Origin of the sequence: Flavobacterium cupreum, assembly GCF_003996965.1 — a bacterium.
Lineage (GTDB): Bacteria > Bacteroidota > Bacteroidia > Flavobacteriales > Flavobacteriaceae > Flavobacterium > Flavobacterium cupreum.
Window position 1 is genome coordinate 1 of record NZ_QWDM01000019.1, and the last position, 17385, is coordinate 17385.

The window sequence follows — 17385 nt, forward strand, 5'->3', positions numbered from 1 at the left end:
AAGTTTTTTCTTTGTACTTATATAGAACGTAAATTTCTTCCGAAAACTACTGCCCTAGCCCCGATGGAAGTGGAAATCCTTTTGCTTTTTGTTCTCAAAAAGCAAAAGATTGGAACGGACAGCGGGAAATAGCTTCATATTAAATTCCAAATTTTTAAATTCCAAATTCCAAAGGCTTCGCTGTGCTTAGCCGGACAGGATAATTATCTTAGACCTATAAAAAATAAACCCGGCAGGTTTTGGAAAACTGTCGGGTTGTAGAACGAAATCATTCCTTATGTAGTAATGGTCAAACTAATCGAATCGAATGGCTTTGACCGGTGATATCTTAGTGATTATATAGGACGGAATTAGAAGCACTACAAAACAGACTGTAATGGTTAGTAAATTCAACAGGATTACATAAACCCAATTAATATACACTGGTGCCTGATTGACATAGTAATTTTCAGGGTTGAGTTGAATAACTCCAAAATACTGTTGTACTAATAATAATGAGATTCCGATTAGGTTACCCCAGAAAAGTCCTCTTATAATGAGATAAAATGCATTATACAGGAATATCTTTCTCACCGCCCAGTTGTTTGCGCCTAACGCTTTTAATATTCCGATCATTTGTGTCCGTTCTAAAATAAGGACTAACAGAGCCACTACCATATTAATCGTAGCCACTATAATCATGATCGCAAGAATGACAATAATATTAAAATCGAAAAGCTGCAGCCAGTCAAAAATATAGCTGTATTTCTCTATCATTGTTTTAGTATCTAAACTGGACGATGTTTGCTCATAGATTTTATCGCCTGTTTCTTTAATTTTATCAAAATCCTTTACAAATACTTCGAAAGCCCCAACCTGATTTGGATTCCACTTGTTAATCTTCTGAATGTGGCGTATATCTCCTATTATATAAGTTGCATCAAAACTCTGAAATCCGGAATTAAAAATTCCTGTTATTTTGAAAAGACGGCTGTTCGGCATCTTACCCTGCTCCTCCTTGATAAAAAAGGTATTGAAATTGTCTCCGACTTTAAGACCCAATCGATCAGCTAGAAATCTGGAGATTATCACTTCTTCGTTTATGCCTTTAGAATAATCAGGTAATTTACCTTCAACCAAATACTGTTTTATCTTATTCCAATCGTAATCCAGACCAACTCCTTTGAAAATAATCCCTTCGAAAGAACTTTCTGTCCTAATAATTCCGGCTTTACTTGCGATTGCCTGTATATGGGTTACCTCCGGAACAGATTTAAAGTTGGGATAAAAGTCCTGTTTTTTAGAAATCGGAATTATTGTTACTTCGGAATTATTGTTATCATAATTCGAAATAACAATCTGACCGTTGAACGCAGAAACCTTTTCACGGATTTTTTGCTGCAGACCAATCCCTGTCGCCACAGACACCAGCATCATAATAATACCAATAGCTATAGCCGAAATGGCAATTTTTATAATTGGAGCTGAAATACTGCTTTTAAAATCCCTGGCAGTAATAAGTCTTTTAGCAATAAAATATTCTAGATTCAATTTTCAGTTATCTTATATTAGTGTTTCGCTTTCGCCTGAGTCAAAAATACATTTAAAAAAGCAAACATGAATTGTTCCGAAAAACAATTATACTTTATTTAAGTCAGGAAAAGTTTTATTTATAATGGAAGTCGTTTCTTCATCTCTTCAACAATATTATATGCTGCCGGGCAAATTGCAACATTTTTTAAGGTCAGATCTGAAATCTGATGAAACTTTTTACGATCGGTATGTGGAAATTCCCTGCATGCTTTTGGACGCACATCATAAATCATACAATAATTTTCACTATCTAAAAAAGTACAGGGAACACTTTTTAGCACATAATCTTTATCTTCATCAACCCGAAGATATTGCTCGATAAACTGCTGTGGTTTTTGCCTGAAAGACTTCGAGATTCTTTCGATATCAGCCAGCGTAAATAACGGACCAGTAGTTTTACAACAATTGGCACATTCCAGACAGTCTGTTTTCTTAAACTCTTTATCGTGCAATTCCTGCATAACATAGTCCAGGTTCTTAGGCTGTTTCTTTTTAAGCTTATCAAAATACTTTTTGTTTTCGATATGCTTATCTTTGGCTAACTTATTTAAGTTATTTAAAATTTGTTTCAAGTTTAAATTTTGGAGTTGATCTGCAAAATTAAACAACTTTAAACTTGAAACCTTAAACTTTGAACTAAATTACGATGAAAGATCTTTTTGGAAAAGCGATGTTCGACTTTCAAACCAATAATTCGCCTGAAAACATTATTACCGAGACTTCGATTTCTGAAGAAGATGAAATGAGTGTTGATTATTTATTTCGATCCTATAATGAAATGCCGAAAATCGAGCAAAAAGCTTTACAACTTGCCAGTGGAAAAATACTGGATGTAGGCTGCGGAGCCGGAAGCCACAGTTTGTCACTACAAAACGACCGTCATCTGGATGTTACTTCTATTGATATTTCGGAAAAAGCTATTGCAACCTGTAAACTTCGGGGTGTAAAAAACGCCAGGGTTCAAAATCTATTAGACATTGAAGAAGAAAAATTTGACACGATTGTATTATTAATGAATGGTGTCGGCATTTTTGGAAAGATGGAAAATTGCAACAACTATTTATCAAAATTAAAATCGCTTTTGCATCCAGGCGGGCAAATTCTGTTAGACAGCTCGGACATTATTTATATGTTTGATGAAGATGAAGACGGTGGGAAATGGATCCCTTCTAACAATGATTACTATGGCGAACTTGTTTTCAATATTTCTTATAAGGGAGAAAAAGAAGAACCTTTCAGCTGGCTGTACTTAGATTACAATACGCTACAAAATGCCGCTGTTGCGAATGGTTTAAAATGTGAACTTATTTTAGAAGGCGAACATTATGATTATTTAGCCAGGCTTTCTATTTAATATTAGATTTTAATTTATGGAAAATTCAGATTTCGAAAAATTAAAGTATCCGATAGGAAAATTCATTGCCCCTTCGACCTATTCAAAAGAATATCTTTCACGAAAAATTGAAGAAATTGCACAATTCCCGGAAAAACTAACACAAGAAACGATTCATTTATCAGATGAAGAACTTGATACACCCTATCGTCCGGACGGATGGACTGTAAGACAGTTAATTCATCATTGTGCCGAAAGTCATATGAATTGTTTTATAAGAATAAAATGGGCTTTAACCGAAAATAATCCTGTAATAAAAGCCTATGATGAAGTTCTATGGTCTGCGTTACCTGATAATTTGGAAATGCCGATACAACCTACTTTATCATTATTGGAAGGGTTGCATTTCCGATTGGCCTATCTTCTAAAAAGTTTATCTGAAACTGAACTCGAAAGAAGCTTTATACATCCTGAAAACAATTCTGAAATTAAAATAAAACAAATGATCGCGACTTATGCCTGGCATGGAAATCATCATTTGGCTCATATCACCACTTTGAAAAAAAATAAAAACTGGCAATAAACAGAAACCGTTTCATTTTTACACACTGTGTATACATTTAAATAAAAAAAGCGCCTCAGTTGAAGCGCTTTCTTGTTTTATAAGTTTACGGAATATTCAAATATTTATGTGTCTGAAGTGAAACCCTCCATTTTGGATTATTCATTACATAATCTACAATTAGTGGCGTCATTTCTTCTTTTTTACTCCATTCCGGTTGAAGGAATAAAATGGCATTATCATTTACCAGTTCAGCCTGTTCCTCTGCGAATATAAAATCATGTTTATTATAGATAATCACTTTTAACTCATGGGCGTTATCGTATACGGTTTGAGTTGGCAATTTATTCTTTTTAGGAGAAAGGCAAATCCAGTCCCAGGTTCCGGATAATGGATATGCACCCGAAGTTTCAATATGAACTTTTAAATTTCTGTCTTTCAATTGCTGCGTCAGCAAAGTCATATCCCATGTTAACGGTTCTCCACCTGTAATTACAACAGTATCTGCGTAAGCCGAAGCATTTTTCACAATTAAATCAACACTTGTTGGCGGGTGTAACTCTGCATTCCAGCTTTCTTTCACATCACACCAGTGGCAACCAACATCACAACCTCCAATTCTTATAAAGTAAGCAGCAGTTCCTGTATGAAAACCTTCTCCCTGAATCGTATAAAACTCTTCCATCAAAGGCAGCATAGCACCTTTATTCACCTCTAATTGTATTTCTTTAGCTAACATTATTTTATTTTAAAGTGCAAAGATAGTCATTTAAATACGGAACATAAAAAAACCGATAGTTCAAAGCGAACTATCGGTTTTTTATTTACTATAATTAGAGCTTAGATTATTTTAAAGCTTTTACAGATTGTGCAGCGTAAGTGTTTGCCGGATCTAAAGCTAAAGTCTTATTGAAATATTCAACTGCTTTAGCTTTATCAGTATTAGCATAACTGGCACCAATACTATTGTAAGCTTCCACTATTTTCTTAACTGTTGCAGGTTTTGCCAATTCTTCAGCACCTTTTGCAGTTGTTTTAGTTACGTACTCTTCGTAGTTCTTAATGATTAAATCATCTTTTTCAAGCAAGTTATTGATTCTTCCTTTGTATAAGTACGCTTCATCATAAGTAGGAGAAGCAACCAAAACTCTGTCGAAAGCCGCTTCTGCCTTACCTAATGCTTCAGCATTTGGAGCAGTGCCTGCAGGTTTATTTACATTAGCATAATAAAGTGAAATACCATAGTAAACATTATCATCTAAATAATTTTTAGATTCACTGTTATTAACAGCAAGTTCAAAAATTGTAGCAGCCTGAGCAAATTGTTTTTTACCAAACAATGCTTTTCCTAAATCAGCAAGTTCTTCAACTACCAAAGGCTCTAATTCAATTGCTTTCTTGATATCAGCTACACCGGCATCAAAAGCTGCCTGATCAACTACACCTTCAGCGTTTGTTCCTTTTTTAATTTTAGATAAACCTAAGTATAAGTAGTCTCTACCGATTACTTTATTTGAAGGTACTTTGATAAAATCTTCGATAGATTTAATAGCTACATCAACATTTCCGTTTTCGTAAGCAGCATATCCTAAATATCTGTAAATTCTTGGATTCACTTTATCTTCTGCAATCATTTTATTTGCAACAGTCTCTAAAGTTTTGTAATCTTTCACTAAGATTAAGAAATCTGCATGACGCATTTTAGAATCTAAAGAGTAATCTGTAAGACTCAAATATTTCTCATAGTTAGTAATTGCATTTTGCATATTAACTTTGGCGGTAGACGTTTTATTTCTTCCCCATTTGTAGTACGTTTCAGCTAGTTCTCTGTAAACAGGACCATAATTAGCATCTAAAGCAATAACCTCATTGAAAGCTTTTATTGCTTCTTCATATGATTTAGCACCTTTCAATAAAACTCCTAATTGCATTTTTGCTCTTAATAGTTTTGGATCTGCTGTAAAAGCATCACGATAGGCTTTATAAGCTTCATTTTGACTACTTGCTCCATAATAAGCATCACCAATTGCCAAAAGTGCAGAAGGATTTTGCGGTTCGATCGCTAAAGCTTTTTGCAAGCTGGTGATAGCGCTTTTATAATCAGGATTTACTGAATTCATATACGCTTTACCAATGTAAATAAATTCATTTACATCTTTACGTTTGATATCTTTTGTTGCTAAAGCAAAATTGGCCTGCGCTCCTGCTGTATTTTTACTATCAAGATCTAATTGTCCTAATCCGATATAGTTTAAGTTTTTCTTATCAGATGCTTCTAATCCATTTAGGTAATAGATTTTAGCTGAATCCACAACAGATTGATTTAAATATACGTTACCTAGCACAAAATTTGCCTCACCGTCAGATGGTTTTGCTTTAATAATTGATTTCAGCAACGATTTTGCTTTTTGAAATTGTTCAGCATCAATTGCTTTTTTAGCTTCGTTGATGTCTTGCGCTTTTGCAACAGAAGCTGATGCAACTAAGGCAAGACTAAAAATTTTAAATTTATTCATCTTTATAGTAATTAATTTATTCTTTATCTTTTATAATTTCTTTCCTAATACTAAGTTTTCTACCCGGAGTCCTAACAGGCAATAATCCTGATTTTAAGACAATACGTTGTCCTATGTCTCCGGACATAAATGAGGCCAGTCCCATTCCTAAACCAGTATATCCCTGACAATTTATAATAAACAAATCGCGTGCCAAAGGGTATTTTAATTCGGCAAGATCATTTTGAGTCGGGCTATAGTACTTATTACTATTTAATCCCTTAACGCTCAAAACATTTATATTCTTAACAACTTCCGCCATATTTGGTGATGGTTGTGACAGCCAGTTTACGCCCACGACTCCAATCATACCGTCATTCTCCGAAACGAATTTAATCACTTCATCATTAGTTTTAAAAGAAAAAACGCCTTTTGCCGGCAACTCTTTTACTTTGGCCAAATCCTTCATATAACGCACTGTACTGGAATTTGGATTATCAAATACAAGTCCGTCAAATCTGGGATCAGTTTTACCCTGCATGAAATCGATTACTGTCTTCAACGCAATTAATGTATCATTATTACTTTTGTTTGAAATAAAAGCAATGGCATCTGTTGCGAAGGGAGTAACTCTGGGCTGAATTTTACTTTTCTTAAACCTTGCCAATTCTTCTTTTGTAAGATTTCTGGAAGTAACTACAACTTTAGTCCTTTCATTTAATAAATCATTTATTAATTCTGATTCAGATTTAGGTGTTATTGAAATTTTAGAACCATAATAAGTTCCCTCAAAAACAGCAACCTGATCTTCCACAATCGGCTTTATGGTCTCATCTACGGTAATATCAATTGACCCTTTTAAAATTGTCTCTTTATCCGTTTCATTTTTACTTTTTTGGTTGCACATGGCAAACAAAAAAACAAAAACAACCAAACCTGCAACTTTGCTATATTTCAACATACTTATTCTGCATTTGAATTAATTAATCTTAAAAAACGAATTCCTGAATAAACGATCAGCAGTCCGCCAAAAGCATATCTGTATTTGGGTTCCATATCCAATGGAAGTTTCTTCCAGAACATAATCATTAAACCCAGTACAAGATATATTAAAAAAAACAGTATTCCTAAAACAAGAAGAAATCGCTCTTTGAGCGATTTCTTCTGAATATTATTAAGCATATCTTTTAACATTATTCTGCAGATTGAATAGTAATAGGAAGAGAGTAAAGAACCCTAACTTTTTTACCATTTTGCTCGCCGGGAGTCCATTTTGGACACTTTTTAAGAACACGAATTGCTTCTGCTCCTGTACCGTAACCGATATCCCTTAAAACTTTAATGTCGGTTAATGAACCGTCTTTTTCAACTACAAAAGTAACATATACTTTACCTTTTAAACCTTCTTCTTCCGGAGTCTTATAATTGTTTCCTACGAATTTGTAGAATTTTTCAATACCACCAGGGAAATCTGGTTTTACCTCGATACCAGCGGTATTATAAACATTATTATCTTCCTGAATGATTTCAGTAACGGGTCCTTTACCAACTGGCTCATCAACAGTTAAAACTGCGTCCGGATCTCCTTTGATTGTTTCGTTACCTACTTTTTTATCCTTAAGATCCACAATTTTCGGTGGGTCTTCAGTAATTTCATTTGCTTTCGCAACCACAGGTTTCACAAACTTCACCTGATCCACTTTTGGTGGTGGTGGAGGTGGTGGTGGCTGGTTTGGCTTAATTTCCTCTTTTTTAGGAGCAATCTTTACGGTTGCAATTTTAATATCGTTGTTTACCACTTCTTCTTCAGAATCCGGTAAGAAACTTGCAATAAGAGGAGCTGCTACAGCAAAGCTAAAAATAAGCGAACCAATGATAAGCGCCTTTACGGTCGTGCTACGGTTCGATTTTCTTAACTCATATGCACCATATATCTTATTACGCCCTTCGAATACGATATCAAGCCACTGATTTTTAATTATATCTAATTTCATTTTTCTTGAGTATTAGGGTATCAACAAAATAAGATTGCTCTTATTTTTTATCTACCAATTTTGTTTCTTCAGGTGAAAACTCAGGAACGATAGCGTAAGTCTCAACTCCGGAGATAGCCATTTCATCCAAGATATCAACCAAATTGCGGTAATTTGATTTTTTAGTTGGTTTGATGATAACTATAATTCCGTTTTTAGGTTTTCCTAAAGCTGCAGAATAAGCCAAAACTGCTCTTTTTTGAGTCAATAATACTTTACGGATTCCGTCTTTACCATAAGCAATATCTTTTGGTCCAACTTTAGGACTTGCAAGCAATCCCATATAATAAACCATTTTGTTATCACCAGCTAGCATTACAGTCATCGTACGGTTCTCATCTACTTTGGTATCCTTCGTATCTTTCTCATTAGGATCTTTATCTGGCAGAGACAAATCCATCGATTGAGGTTTTGACAACGATGTGGTTAACATAAAGAATGTGATCAATAAGAATGCCAAATCCACCATTGCCGTTAAATCGACCTTAGAATTCTGTTTTTTACTTCTTACCTTACCACCTTTTCCGCCACCACCGTCGCCGGTATTTAATTCAGCCATTTTAGTGTATCTTTTTTAATTAAAAGTTTTTATCTCTCATACCTGTAACTAAGTTAAAGGAATTGATTTTCTGATCCTGTAAAATATCCATAATCTTTCTGATTTGCGGATACTCTTCTTTAGCATCACCTTTTATTGCAATTTGTAATTCTTTATTATCAATATCAATCGCAGCTCTTCTTGAAACCAAAAGCCAGTCTTTTAATTGATTGTTTAAAGAATCCATTGGAATTCCAGGTTGATTGGCCTTAGTTCTGTCAGACGCTTTCATGTCGATGATTTGCTTCAAATTTGCTAATGGCACACCAAAGTCATCCATCAAAGCAAATTTAGTTTTATCTTCTTCTGAAAAAGTCACACCCAATTTTGCGCCCATTCCTTCAAGAGTTCTTTTACGAATCTCTCTTCCTTTAATGTCAAAGAACACTTTACTTTTTCCATCAGCACCTTTACCTATTGTAATAATAGCTAAATCCGTATCAGGTAATTTAGTTTGAGCAACAGAAGAAGGCATATCTACAGGAAGTGCTTCAGGCACTTTAGCAGTAGCCGTCAAAATAAAGAACGTAAGCAAAAGGAACGCAACATCACACATCGCAGTCATGTCTGTCGATGTTGACTTTTTTTTCATTTTTAATTTAGCCATTCTCTTTTATTTTATTTTGATATAAATTAATTGTAATTATTAATATCAAAAATTAATTATTGTTTCAAACTTCCTCTGAATCTTCTGTAAGTATTTACGATTGTAGTACCAGCCTCATCGATAGAGTAAGTTAAATCGTCAATTTTAGCAGTAAAGAAGTTGTAAGATACAATTGCAAGGATTGAAGTAGAGATACCTGTTGCAGTGTTGATAAGTGCTTCAGAGATACCTGTTGCAAGAGCAGCCTGGTCTGGAGTTCCAGCAGAAGCTAACGCACCAAACGCTTTGATCATACCAGATACAGTTCCTAATAATCCTCCTAAAGTTCCTAAAGATACTAAAGTAGAGATAATAGTCATATTTTTTTCTAACATTGGCATTTCTAATGAAGTTGCCTCTTCGATTTCTTTGTGGATTACTTCTGAAGCTTCTTCACTGTTGAAACCTTCTTTTTTAACATCCTGGTATTTAATTAAAGCAGATTTAATTGCATTTGCAACTGAACCTTGTTGTTTGTCACAAGCAGCGATTGCAGCTTCGATGTTACCTTCTTTAATACTTCCCTGAACGCTTTTCATGAATTTATCTAAATTAGCTTTTCCAGCCGCTTTTCCGATAACGATAAATCTTTCAATTGAAAATACAACAACCATTAAAAACATACCTAACAATACCGGTACAATGAATCCTCCTTTATATACTTGTCCTAATGTATTGATTGGATGCCCAGTTTCAGGGTTACCTCCCTCGAAGTTAGCAGCATCTCCCATGATTACTTTCCAAATAAACACCCCAACTAAAATACACGCAACAATAATGATCCCAGTAATCATTCCTCCTCCATTTGAAGTGCTTTCTTTTTTAACTTTAACGTTTGCCATTTTTTTAAATTTTAATAGTTTTAAATAATTTTTATTTTTTAGTTATATTTAACTTGTAGAGGAGCAAATTTATACGTTTAGTTTAAATAAAAAAACTTTTTTTAATTTTATTGAAGGAAATTTAACGTCAATTTAAAAAATATCTCATTAAATTGCCGCCGTTGTTTTTTAGATAAAACAAAAAACGAGGCTATTAATGGGAAAATTACAACGTTTTAGTAAATATTCAAACATTCCTTTGATATCTTCTTAAAAAGTTGCGAAATTATTTTTTGTTTTATTTTCAATTGCCAAAAGCTTTTTCCTACTAAAAAAAACGAGGTCAAATTGTTAAAAAACAAAGCAATACTCTTATAATCATCTAAATTACAAATAAAACATGAATAAAAAAGATAATTTCATCCAGGAGATAAACAATGGTTATTCATCAAAAGGGGACAGTATTCTGCTGGGAGGCGCCATTCTTGACGGAGAACCACTTGCTGAAGCACATGTCAAAATCCCCTTAAAAACCTTAAACCGACACGGATTAATTGCCGGTGCAACCGGTACCGGAAAAACCAAAACGATACAGGTTTTTTCAGAACAATTATCTAATGCCGGAATTCCTGTATTGATGATGGACATAAAAGGTGATTTTAGCGGAATCGCAAAAGAAGGAGAAGAAGAAGGCTTTATCACAGAGCGACACAGCAAAATAAACATACCTTATAATGTGTCCGCATTTCCTGTGGAACTAATGTCCTTATCCAGACAAAACGGAGTTCGTTTACGTGCTACAGTTTCTGAATTCGGACCCGTTTTATTTTCCCGTATTTTAGATCTGAATGACACACAGGCCGGTGTGGTATCGGTGATCTTCAAATATTGTGATGACAACCAAATGCCTCTACTGGATCTGAAAGATATCAAGAAAGTTATCAATTTTATTACTGAGGAAGGAAAAGATGAAATTACCGCTTCTTACGGCAAAATTTCGACCGCTACGACCGGAACTATTTTGAGAAAAATAATCGAATTGGAGCAGCAAGGCGGAGATTTATTTTTTGGGGAATTATCGTTCGAAATTGATGATTTGATGCGTATTGATGAAAATGGAAAAGGCTACGTAAACATCATTCGTTTAACGGATATTCAGGACAAGCCTAAGTTATTCTCTACTTTTATGCTGAGCTTACTGGCTGAAATTTACCAGCAAATGCCTGAAAAAGGAGATGCCGATCAACCGGAACTGGTTATTTTTATTGATGAAGCACATTTAATTTTCAATGAAGCCAGCAAAGCACTTTTGGAGCAGATTGAAACGATTGTAAAGCTGATCCGTTCTAAAGGAGTTGGCGTTTATTTCGTTACCCAGAATCCAATGGATGTTCCGAGTGGTGTTCTGGCACAGTTGGGATTAAAAATCCAGCACGCGTTAAGGGCTTTTACTGCTAATGACAGACAGGCTATTAAAAAAACAGCTGACAACTATCCTACTTCTGTTTATTATAAAACAGATGAATTACTGACCAATTTAGGAATCGGGGAAGCATTGGTTACGGCTCTGAATGAAAAAGGAATTCCAACGCCGCTTGTGGCCACTATGATGCGTGCCCCAACGAGCCGAATGGATGTTTTGTCTGCCGATGAAATCGCTGACATTAATAACAAATCGAAACTGGTAAAAAAATACAGTGAAGAAATTGACCGTGAAAGTGCGTATGAAATTCTGGCTAAAAAAATTGAAACTGCCATTCAGGCGGCGACTGAACAGGAAGAACAAGCTCCGGCAAGTTCCTCAAAATCAGAACCAAGTACGGCTAGTGTTGTTACTAAATCGGTTCTAAAAGTGGTTACCAGCGCTACTTTTATCAGAGGTGTTTTTGGAGTTCTATCGAAAATATTCAAGAAGTAAAAAACTAACCATAAACTAACCATATAAGTTAGATAAGTTCATATAAATAACCGTACGTGGCAATTAATGAACTTATTTAACTTATGTGGTTAAAACATTAAGAATTTTGTAAAAGTTCGAGAATCTTATTATCGATTTCAGGCGTATTCCAGATATTTTCGATGTTGTTTATTTTTAGAATTTCTTCCATAATCCCGTTCTGGAAATCTCCAATGGCCAAAGCTTCTGCGTAAGGACGGTCACTGAAGGTTACGCGGCTGTATAACGGAATCCATTTATCCGGATGTCTGTCTGAAAATGCTTTTTCGATTTTCTTTTGCAGCAGGAATTTTTCATCGGCCGTTTTCGTGCTCATTTCCATAAAATTACGATACGAAAGTTCCGCAATAGCATCGGCGTTTGGTTTGCGTGAAATCTGATATTCGGAGAAGATTTTTTTCCAGTCATCACCGTACTTTTCGATCATTTCATTTAAAACCGTAATATCCTCAAAACCTGCATTCATTCCCTGTCCGTAAAACGGAACAATAGCATGACAGGCATCTCCGATAAGGGCAATTTTATCTTCGTAGGTCCACGGGAAGCATTTCATCGTAACCAATGTACTGGTTGGATTTTTAAAGAAATCTTCTGCCAGCTCCGGAATTACTTCTATCGAATCCGGGAAGTTTTTCTCAAAGAAATCTTCCACCATTTTACGGTCTGTTAAGGAGGCAAATGAATTTTCACCCTCAAAAGGCATAAACAGCGTACAGGTAAAACTTCCATCTAAATTTGGAAGCGCGATTAACATGTATTCGCCGCGCGGCCAGATATGAAAAGAGTTTTTATCTAATTTATGTGAAGCATCTGAATTTGCGGGAATATTTAATTCTTTATACCCCATATTCAAAAATTCCTGCGAATAATTGAACATGCTCTGACGTTGCATTCGGTGCCTGATTCTGGAGAAAGCACCATCGGCACCAAAAACCATATCAAATTTTTTCTCTTCCCACTCCCCTCTTTCGGTTTCGCCAATATGCAGTGTTGCATCGCTTAGCGTAACATCCCAGATTTTCTGATCGAAGAAAAACTCAGCTCCCGCTTGTTCTGCCAGGTCAATCATCTTTCTATTCAGGGTGCCTCTTGAGATCGAATAAATCGATTCGCCTTCCTGACCGTAATTCTGAAAGTTTAATTTATCGACCAGATGTATGGCACGTTTGTCCATGGGAATTGCGATTTCGCGAACCGAATCCCCAACGCCAACGCCATCCAGCGCTTTCCAGCCCCGGTTGGACATTGCCAGATTGATGGAACGTCCTGAAAAGTTTATTTGACGAATATCAGGACTACGATCATAAACATGAACGGTGTGACCTGCTTTTTTGAGATAAATTGCCAAAAGAGATCCTACCAATCCAGAACCGACAACAGCAATTTTAAGTGGAGTTTGCATCAAGAATAATCTAAATAATAAGATCGTAAAAATAAGTAATAATTCTACAAGAGCTTAAAAATAAAGGAAATATTTATGATTTATATGGGCATGACCCGCCGAAAAAAGCGGGTCGGGCTATCCACTGTATCTTTTGTGGCTAAAAATAGCAACGCGCATTGCCACAAAAGGATGCCGTTCTTATCCCTCATGCAACTCTGTTTTTCATAACAAATTCGAAGTGAATTGGATTTATTTAAAGTTTCAAAAAAGTTATTTTAGCGGAAGAAATAATCTCGCAAAGACGCAAAGGTGCAAAGATTTCATATGATGGTGTCATTTCGACGCAAGGAGAAATCGCACTCGAAACTCTGTATAGAAGTTCGCCAATCTATGTCGAGTTTGAAGTGTGATTTCTCTCTTCGGTCGAAATGACAAAAAACTTTGCGACTTTGCGATTAAATTCTAATAAAATTGAAACTCATGAAAAGTGAACTATTACAATCTGATATTATTTTAGAAAACGAGAAAGTCCTGCTGCTTCCTTTTGAAAACGAAAGAAACATCGAACTCCAAACTATCATTTTTGATGACGAAATATGGAAATACATGGGCATGTATATCCGAAATGCTGTTGATTTCGAAAATTATATCCAAAATACCTTAAAACAAAAAGCAGCCGGAATATGTTATCCGTTTTTGATTATAGACAAAGCGACCAACAAAGTAGCCGGAAGCACGCGTTACGGATATCTAAACCCCGCAAGCCAAAAATGTGAAATTGGCTGGACGTGGTACGGAAAACAATTTCAGGGAACGGGTTTAAACAAAGCCTGCAAATATGAATTATTGAATTTTGGCTTTGAAAACATTCAGTTCAGAAGAATACAATTTAGTGCCGATCTTGAAAATGAAAAATCCCAAAGAGCCATTGAAAAACTTGGCGCCTCAAAAGAAGGAATATTCAGAAATAATTATGTCGATTCTGAAGGGAAAAGCAAAGACGATGTTTACTACAGCGTCATTGCTGAAGAATGGAATGCGACTAAAAGAAACTATTTCCCCGAATTTTTGTAAAACGGAATTTTCAAGAATGTTGATGATGTTCACAAAGTTTACGAGAAATTACTTTTACGCTATTTAGGCAAAAACGGAAAAAAACGACTAAGCCTGAAACGAAATAAAAAATTTGTCGTCTAACAGATTAGCATACAAGAATATATTTTTTTATTATCTTTAAAACTAATCATCAATCATTATGAAAAAACAATCAAACCGTTCTTTATTAAAATCAATTACACTTTGTGTGATTGCATTTTTTACCATCAACCTGTCTTTTGCCCAGGATAAAGCAAAACAAATAGACCAATTATTAACTCAATACAGCCAATACGGATTATTTAACGGCTCTGCACTTGTATCAGAAAAGGGAAAAGTTATTTTCAAAAAAGGATATGGTTCTGCCAATATGGAATGGAATATCCCAAATCAGCCTGATACCAAATTCAGATTAGGTTCGATCACCAAACAATTTACGGCACTTTTAATTGTGAAACTTGCCGAAGACGGAAAAATAAAACTGGACGTCCCTATTACAACCTACTTACCGGATTATCCAAAAGAAACTGGTGATAAAGTCACGATTCAAAATTTGCTAACGCATACTTCCGGAATTCCGAATTATACCAGTGCACCCAACTTCCTCCAAGAAAAGGCCAAAAACCCATATTCTCCTGCAGATTTTGTAAAAACATTTTCGAATCTGCCGCTTGAATTTAAGCCTGGGGAAAAATTCGCTTACAGTAATTCCGGTTATTTTTTATTGGGATATATTATTGAAAAAATTACCGGTAAAACGTATGAGCAGTATTTACAGGAAATTATTTTTACACCTTTAAAAATGGTAAATTCCGGTTATGATCACAGCGATGTTCTTATAAAAAACAGAGCCGCAGGTTATGAAAAACAAGGCAAAAAAATCATTAATGCTTCCTATCTGGACATGAGTATTCCGTACGCAGCAGGATCTTTATATTCTACAGTAGAGGATTTATATCTTTGGGATCAGGCACTTTATACGAATAAATTACTTTCAGAAAAATCAATGGAATCCTTGTTTAAACCCTATATTCTCATGGGTGATGGAGGTTACGGATATGGCTGGTTTCTTAGTGACATAACAATCGGAACTAAAGAAAAGGTAAAAGTTATTGAACATGGAGGAGGTATAAATGGTTTTAACACTAATATATCACGCGTTCCATCAGACAAAATCCTTATTGTTTTACTGAATAATACAGGAAGAGCCTTACTTGGTGAAATGACAGAGTCTATTCGAAATATTTTATACAATCAGCCATTTAATCAGCCAAAAAAATCTCTTGCGTTTGAATTATTAGAGGTTTTTTCAGAGAAAGGCATCAAAAGTGGAACAGAAACTTACACCAAATTAAAAAACGATCCTGCTTACGGCATCAAAGAAGGGGACATGAATAATGCAGCCTATCAATTATTGCAAACTGGAAAAATAAAAGAAGCTATAGAAGTATTTAAAATAAATGTTGCTGCTTTTCCTAACTCCGGAAATGTGTATGATAGTCTGGCTGAAGCTTATCTAAAAGATGGAAATACAAAACTCGCGATCGAAAATTATAAAAAATCGGTAGAACTGGATCCGACAAATGAAAACGGCAAAAAGGTACTGGAAGAAATTTGTAAAAAACAATAAAAATAGTCGTTAGTTGATAAACTCCGATAGCAGAGATTTAAACCTCTGTTATCGGAGTTTTTTTATTTGAAAATCATTATTTTAGCATCATTCTATCTTTACTTATAACTAAATACGATGAAAGTTCACACCACCAACTACGAAAATACTTTTATTGAAGTAGCAGAAGATTGTCCTGCTGTGAGCGGGGAAATCCCAAAACAGAAAGCAGAAGCCAGGACGATTGCGGCTATTGAATTTGAAATGATCAGCAAGCATCCTTATCAATACACTTCCGATGATGTTTTATTTCAGGTTTTTGCCGATAAAAATGATCTGACAAAATCGGAATATGAGGAAGCCCGCGAAAAATTCTTTTCCAAAGGACAGGCCTGCTTAAGTGCCTCTCCCTTAACCAAACGTTATGGCTGGGGCGTACATCATAATGAAAAAGGAAAAATTGCCCTTTTCGGAAGAGAAACCGACGACTATCAAAAGCTGCTAAACGATAAAAATCTGAAAGTGGTAAAGGCAATGCGGTCTTCGAGAAAATAATACAAAAAAGAAATATTCAAATACAGGTAATCGTAATCTTACGAACTCTGACAGTACAAATTAAAAATGTATTTGTCGGAGTTTTTTTTGTCTGAAAGTCATTTTTCAATTGACCATTTACAATAAAAAATACTATTTTAGCCGTGCCCGAAAAAACAATTTTATAATCCCGGATCAACCCGATTTACAGTACTAAAAGCTGTAAGTAATTTCGAAAAACCTATGAAAAATTTACAAAAAATTTCCTTTTTGATTTTAATTTTAGTGCTGTTTGTGCCGTCTGTTTGCCTTTCTCAGACTTCTTCTGCAAATGTGCCACTGCCTTCCCAACAAAATACAATCATAGTCAACAAAATTATTGAAGCTACCAATTACAAAACTTATTTTGTTGATTACTGTTTAGGTAAAATAAACGAAACCGCTTCTAAAGAAAAATGGAACGACCAGAAAACTACGGCCATAACAGAAACCATTAATTTTAAAAACTTTAGGGAAGCCGTTTATAATATGTTTGCTTTTTATGATGAAGTCGAATTGGAGACGTTATTAAAAACATACGAAAAAGACAGTGCTTATCAAACTACAAATGCCATGACAACCAACAAAGTCCTTCTTAATAATCTGGATATTTATGCCAGGGATGTGGTTAAGGGAAAATATTTACTTTCTAAGTAAAAAAAACGGGAATAAAAGTTTGATACTTTCATTCCCGTTTTTTTTTAAGG

18 protein-coding genes are annotated in these 17385 nt (G+C 35.0%); 7 read left to right on the forward strand and 11 right to left on the reverse strand.

All coding sequences use genetic code 11. The features are described from left to right. Window positions 1-294: 294 nt before the first annotated feature. On the reverse strand, window positions 295-1530 hold the full coding sequence (locus D0817_RS21585) for an ABC transporter permease (protein WP_127340427.1): 1236 nt from the start codon (window positions 1528-1530) through the stop codon (window positions 295-297). Window positions 1531-1649: 119 nt separating this feature from the next. Beyond that, a complete protein-coding gene (locus tag D0817_RS21590; protein ID WP_127340428.1) occupies window positions 1650-2144 on the reverse strand; it encodes a YkgJ family cysteine cluster protein in 495 nt (164 codons plus the stop codon). A 74-nt stretch (window positions 2145-2218) separates the two neighbouring features. Between D0817_RS21590 and D0817_RS21595 the strand changes: the two genes are divergently transcribed. Together D0817_RS21595 and D0817_RS21600 are read left to right on the forward strand one after the other, a co-directional pair. Further along, window positions 2219-2926: a class I SAM-dependent methyltransferase gene (locus D0817_RS21595; protein ID WP_127340429.1), complete on the forward strand. Its 708-nt coding sequence runs from the start codon at window positions 2219-2221 to the stop codon at window positions 2924-2926. 16 nt (window positions 2927-2942) lie between these two features. Next, window positions 2943-3488 carry a YfiT family bacillithiol transferase gene (locus D0817_RS21600; RefSeq protein WP_127340430.1) on the forward strand — a complete coding sequence of 182 codons (546 nt, stop codon included), beginning with the start codon at window positions 2943-2945 and terminating at the stop codon, window positions 3486-3488. 85 nt (window positions 3489-3573) lie between these two features. On the opposite strand, the gene D0817_RS21605 is transcribed toward D0817_RS21600, so the two are convergent. From D0817_RS21605 to D0817_RS21640, 8 genes are all read right to left on the reverse strand, one after another. After that, window positions 3574-4206 carry a 7-carboxy-7-deazaguanine synthase QueE gene (locus D0817_RS21605; RefSeq protein WP_127340431.1) on the reverse strand — a complete coding sequence of 211 codons (633 nt, stop codon included), beginning with the start codon at window positions 4204-4206 and terminating at the stop codon, window positions 3574-3576. A gap of 106 nt (window positions 4207-4312) precedes the next feature. After that, complete coding sequence (locus D0817_RS21610) at window positions 4313-5983, reverse strand: tetratricopeptide repeat protein (protein ID WP_127340432.1); 1671 nt, start codon at window positions 5981-5983, stop codon at window positions 4313-4315. Window positions 5984-5999: 16 nt separating this feature from the next. Beyond that, entirely contained in the window at window positions 6000-6923 is a 924-nt protein-coding gene (locus D0817_RS21615; RefSeq protein ID WP_127340433.1) for a PstS family phosphate ABC transporter substrate-binding protein, read from the reverse strand. Between the two features lie 2 nt (window positions 6924-6925). Beyond that, on the reverse strand, window positions 6926-7156 hold the full coding sequence (locus D0817_RS21620) for a hypothetical protein (RefSeq protein ID WP_089480182.1): 231 nt from the start codon (window positions 7154-7156) through the stop codon (window positions 6926-6928). Then, window positions 7156-7956: an energy transducer TonB gene (locus D0817_RS21625; RefSeq protein WP_127340434.1), complete on the reverse strand. Its 801-nt coding sequence runs from the start codon at window positions 7954-7956 to the stop codon at window positions 7156-7158. The genes D0817_RS21620 and D0817_RS21625 overlap by 1 nt, the downstream gene beginning before the upstream one ends. 40 nt (window positions 7957-7996) lie before the next feature. Then, the gene (locus D0817_RS21630) at window positions 7997-8554 is read right to left on the reverse strand and encodes an ExbD/TolR family protein (RefSeq protein WP_127340435.1); all 558 of its coding nucleotides are present in this window, start codon (window positions 8552-8554) and stop codon (window positions 7997-7999) included. Between the two features lie 19 nt (window positions 8555-8573). Continuing rightward, window positions 8574-9200, reverse strand: coding sequence for an ExbD/TolR family protein (locus D0817_RS21635; protein ID WP_127340436.1), 627 nt, complete (start codon window positions 9198-9200; stop codon window positions 8574-8576). A 56-nt stretch (window positions 9201-9256) separates the two neighbouring features. Beyond that, complete coding sequence (locus D0817_RS21640; RefSeq protein ID WP_042563690.1) at window positions 9257-10081, reverse strand: MotA/TolQ/ExbB proton channel family protein; 825 nt, start codon at window positions 10079-10081, stop codon at window positions 9257-9259. A 379-nt stretch (window positions 10082-10460) separates the two neighbouring features. Here D0817_RS21640 and D0817_RS21645 point away from each other — a divergent pair, with 379 nt between their 5' ends. Further along, on the forward strand, window positions 10461-11978 hold the full coding sequence (locus tag D0817_RS21645; protein ID WP_127340437.1) for a helicase HerA-like domain-containing protein: 1518 nt from the start codon (window positions 10461-10463) through the stop codon (window positions 11976-11978). A 97-nt stretch (window positions 11979-12075) separates the two neighbouring features. Here D0817_RS21645 and D0817_RS21650 read toward each other — a convergent pair whose 3' ends face one another. Further along, window positions 12076-13419, reverse strand: coding sequence for an FAD-dependent oxidoreductase (locus D0817_RS21650; RefSeq protein WP_127340438.1), 1344 nt, complete (start codon window positions 13417-13419; stop codon window positions 12076-12078). Window positions 13420-13881: 462 nt separating this feature from the next. Here D0817_RS21650 and D0817_RS21655 point away from each other — a divergent pair, with 462 nt between their 5' ends. The 4 genes from D0817_RS21655 (at window position 13882) to D0817_RS21670 (ending at window position 17335) form a co-directional block, all read left to right on the forward strand. After that, a complete protein-coding gene (locus D0817_RS21655; RefSeq protein ID WP_127340439.1) occupies window positions 13882-14475 on the forward strand; it encodes a GNAT family N-acetyltransferase in 594 nt (197 codons plus the stop codon). Window positions 14476-14656: 181 nt separating this feature from the next. Further along, window positions 14657-16126 (forward strand): serine hydrolase domain-containing protein, encoded by a 1470-nt coding sequence (locus D0817_RS21660; RefSeq protein WP_127340440.1) that lies wholly within the window; start codon window positions 14657-14659, stop codon window positions 16124-16126. A 117-nt stretch (window positions 16127-16243) separates the two neighbouring features. Beyond that, on the forward strand, window positions 16244-16660 hold the full coding sequence (locus D0817_RS21665) for a DUF6157 family protein (protein WP_127340441.1): 417 nt from the start codon (window positions 16244-16246) through the stop codon (window positions 16658-16660). Between the two features lie 222 nt (window positions 16661-16882). Beyond that, complete coding sequence (locus tag D0817_RS21670) at window positions 16883-17335, forward strand: hypothetical protein (RefSeq protein WP_127340442.1); 453 nt, start codon at window positions 16883-16885, stop codon at window positions 17333-17335. The last annotated feature ends 50 nt before the right edge of the window (window positions 17336-17385 follow it).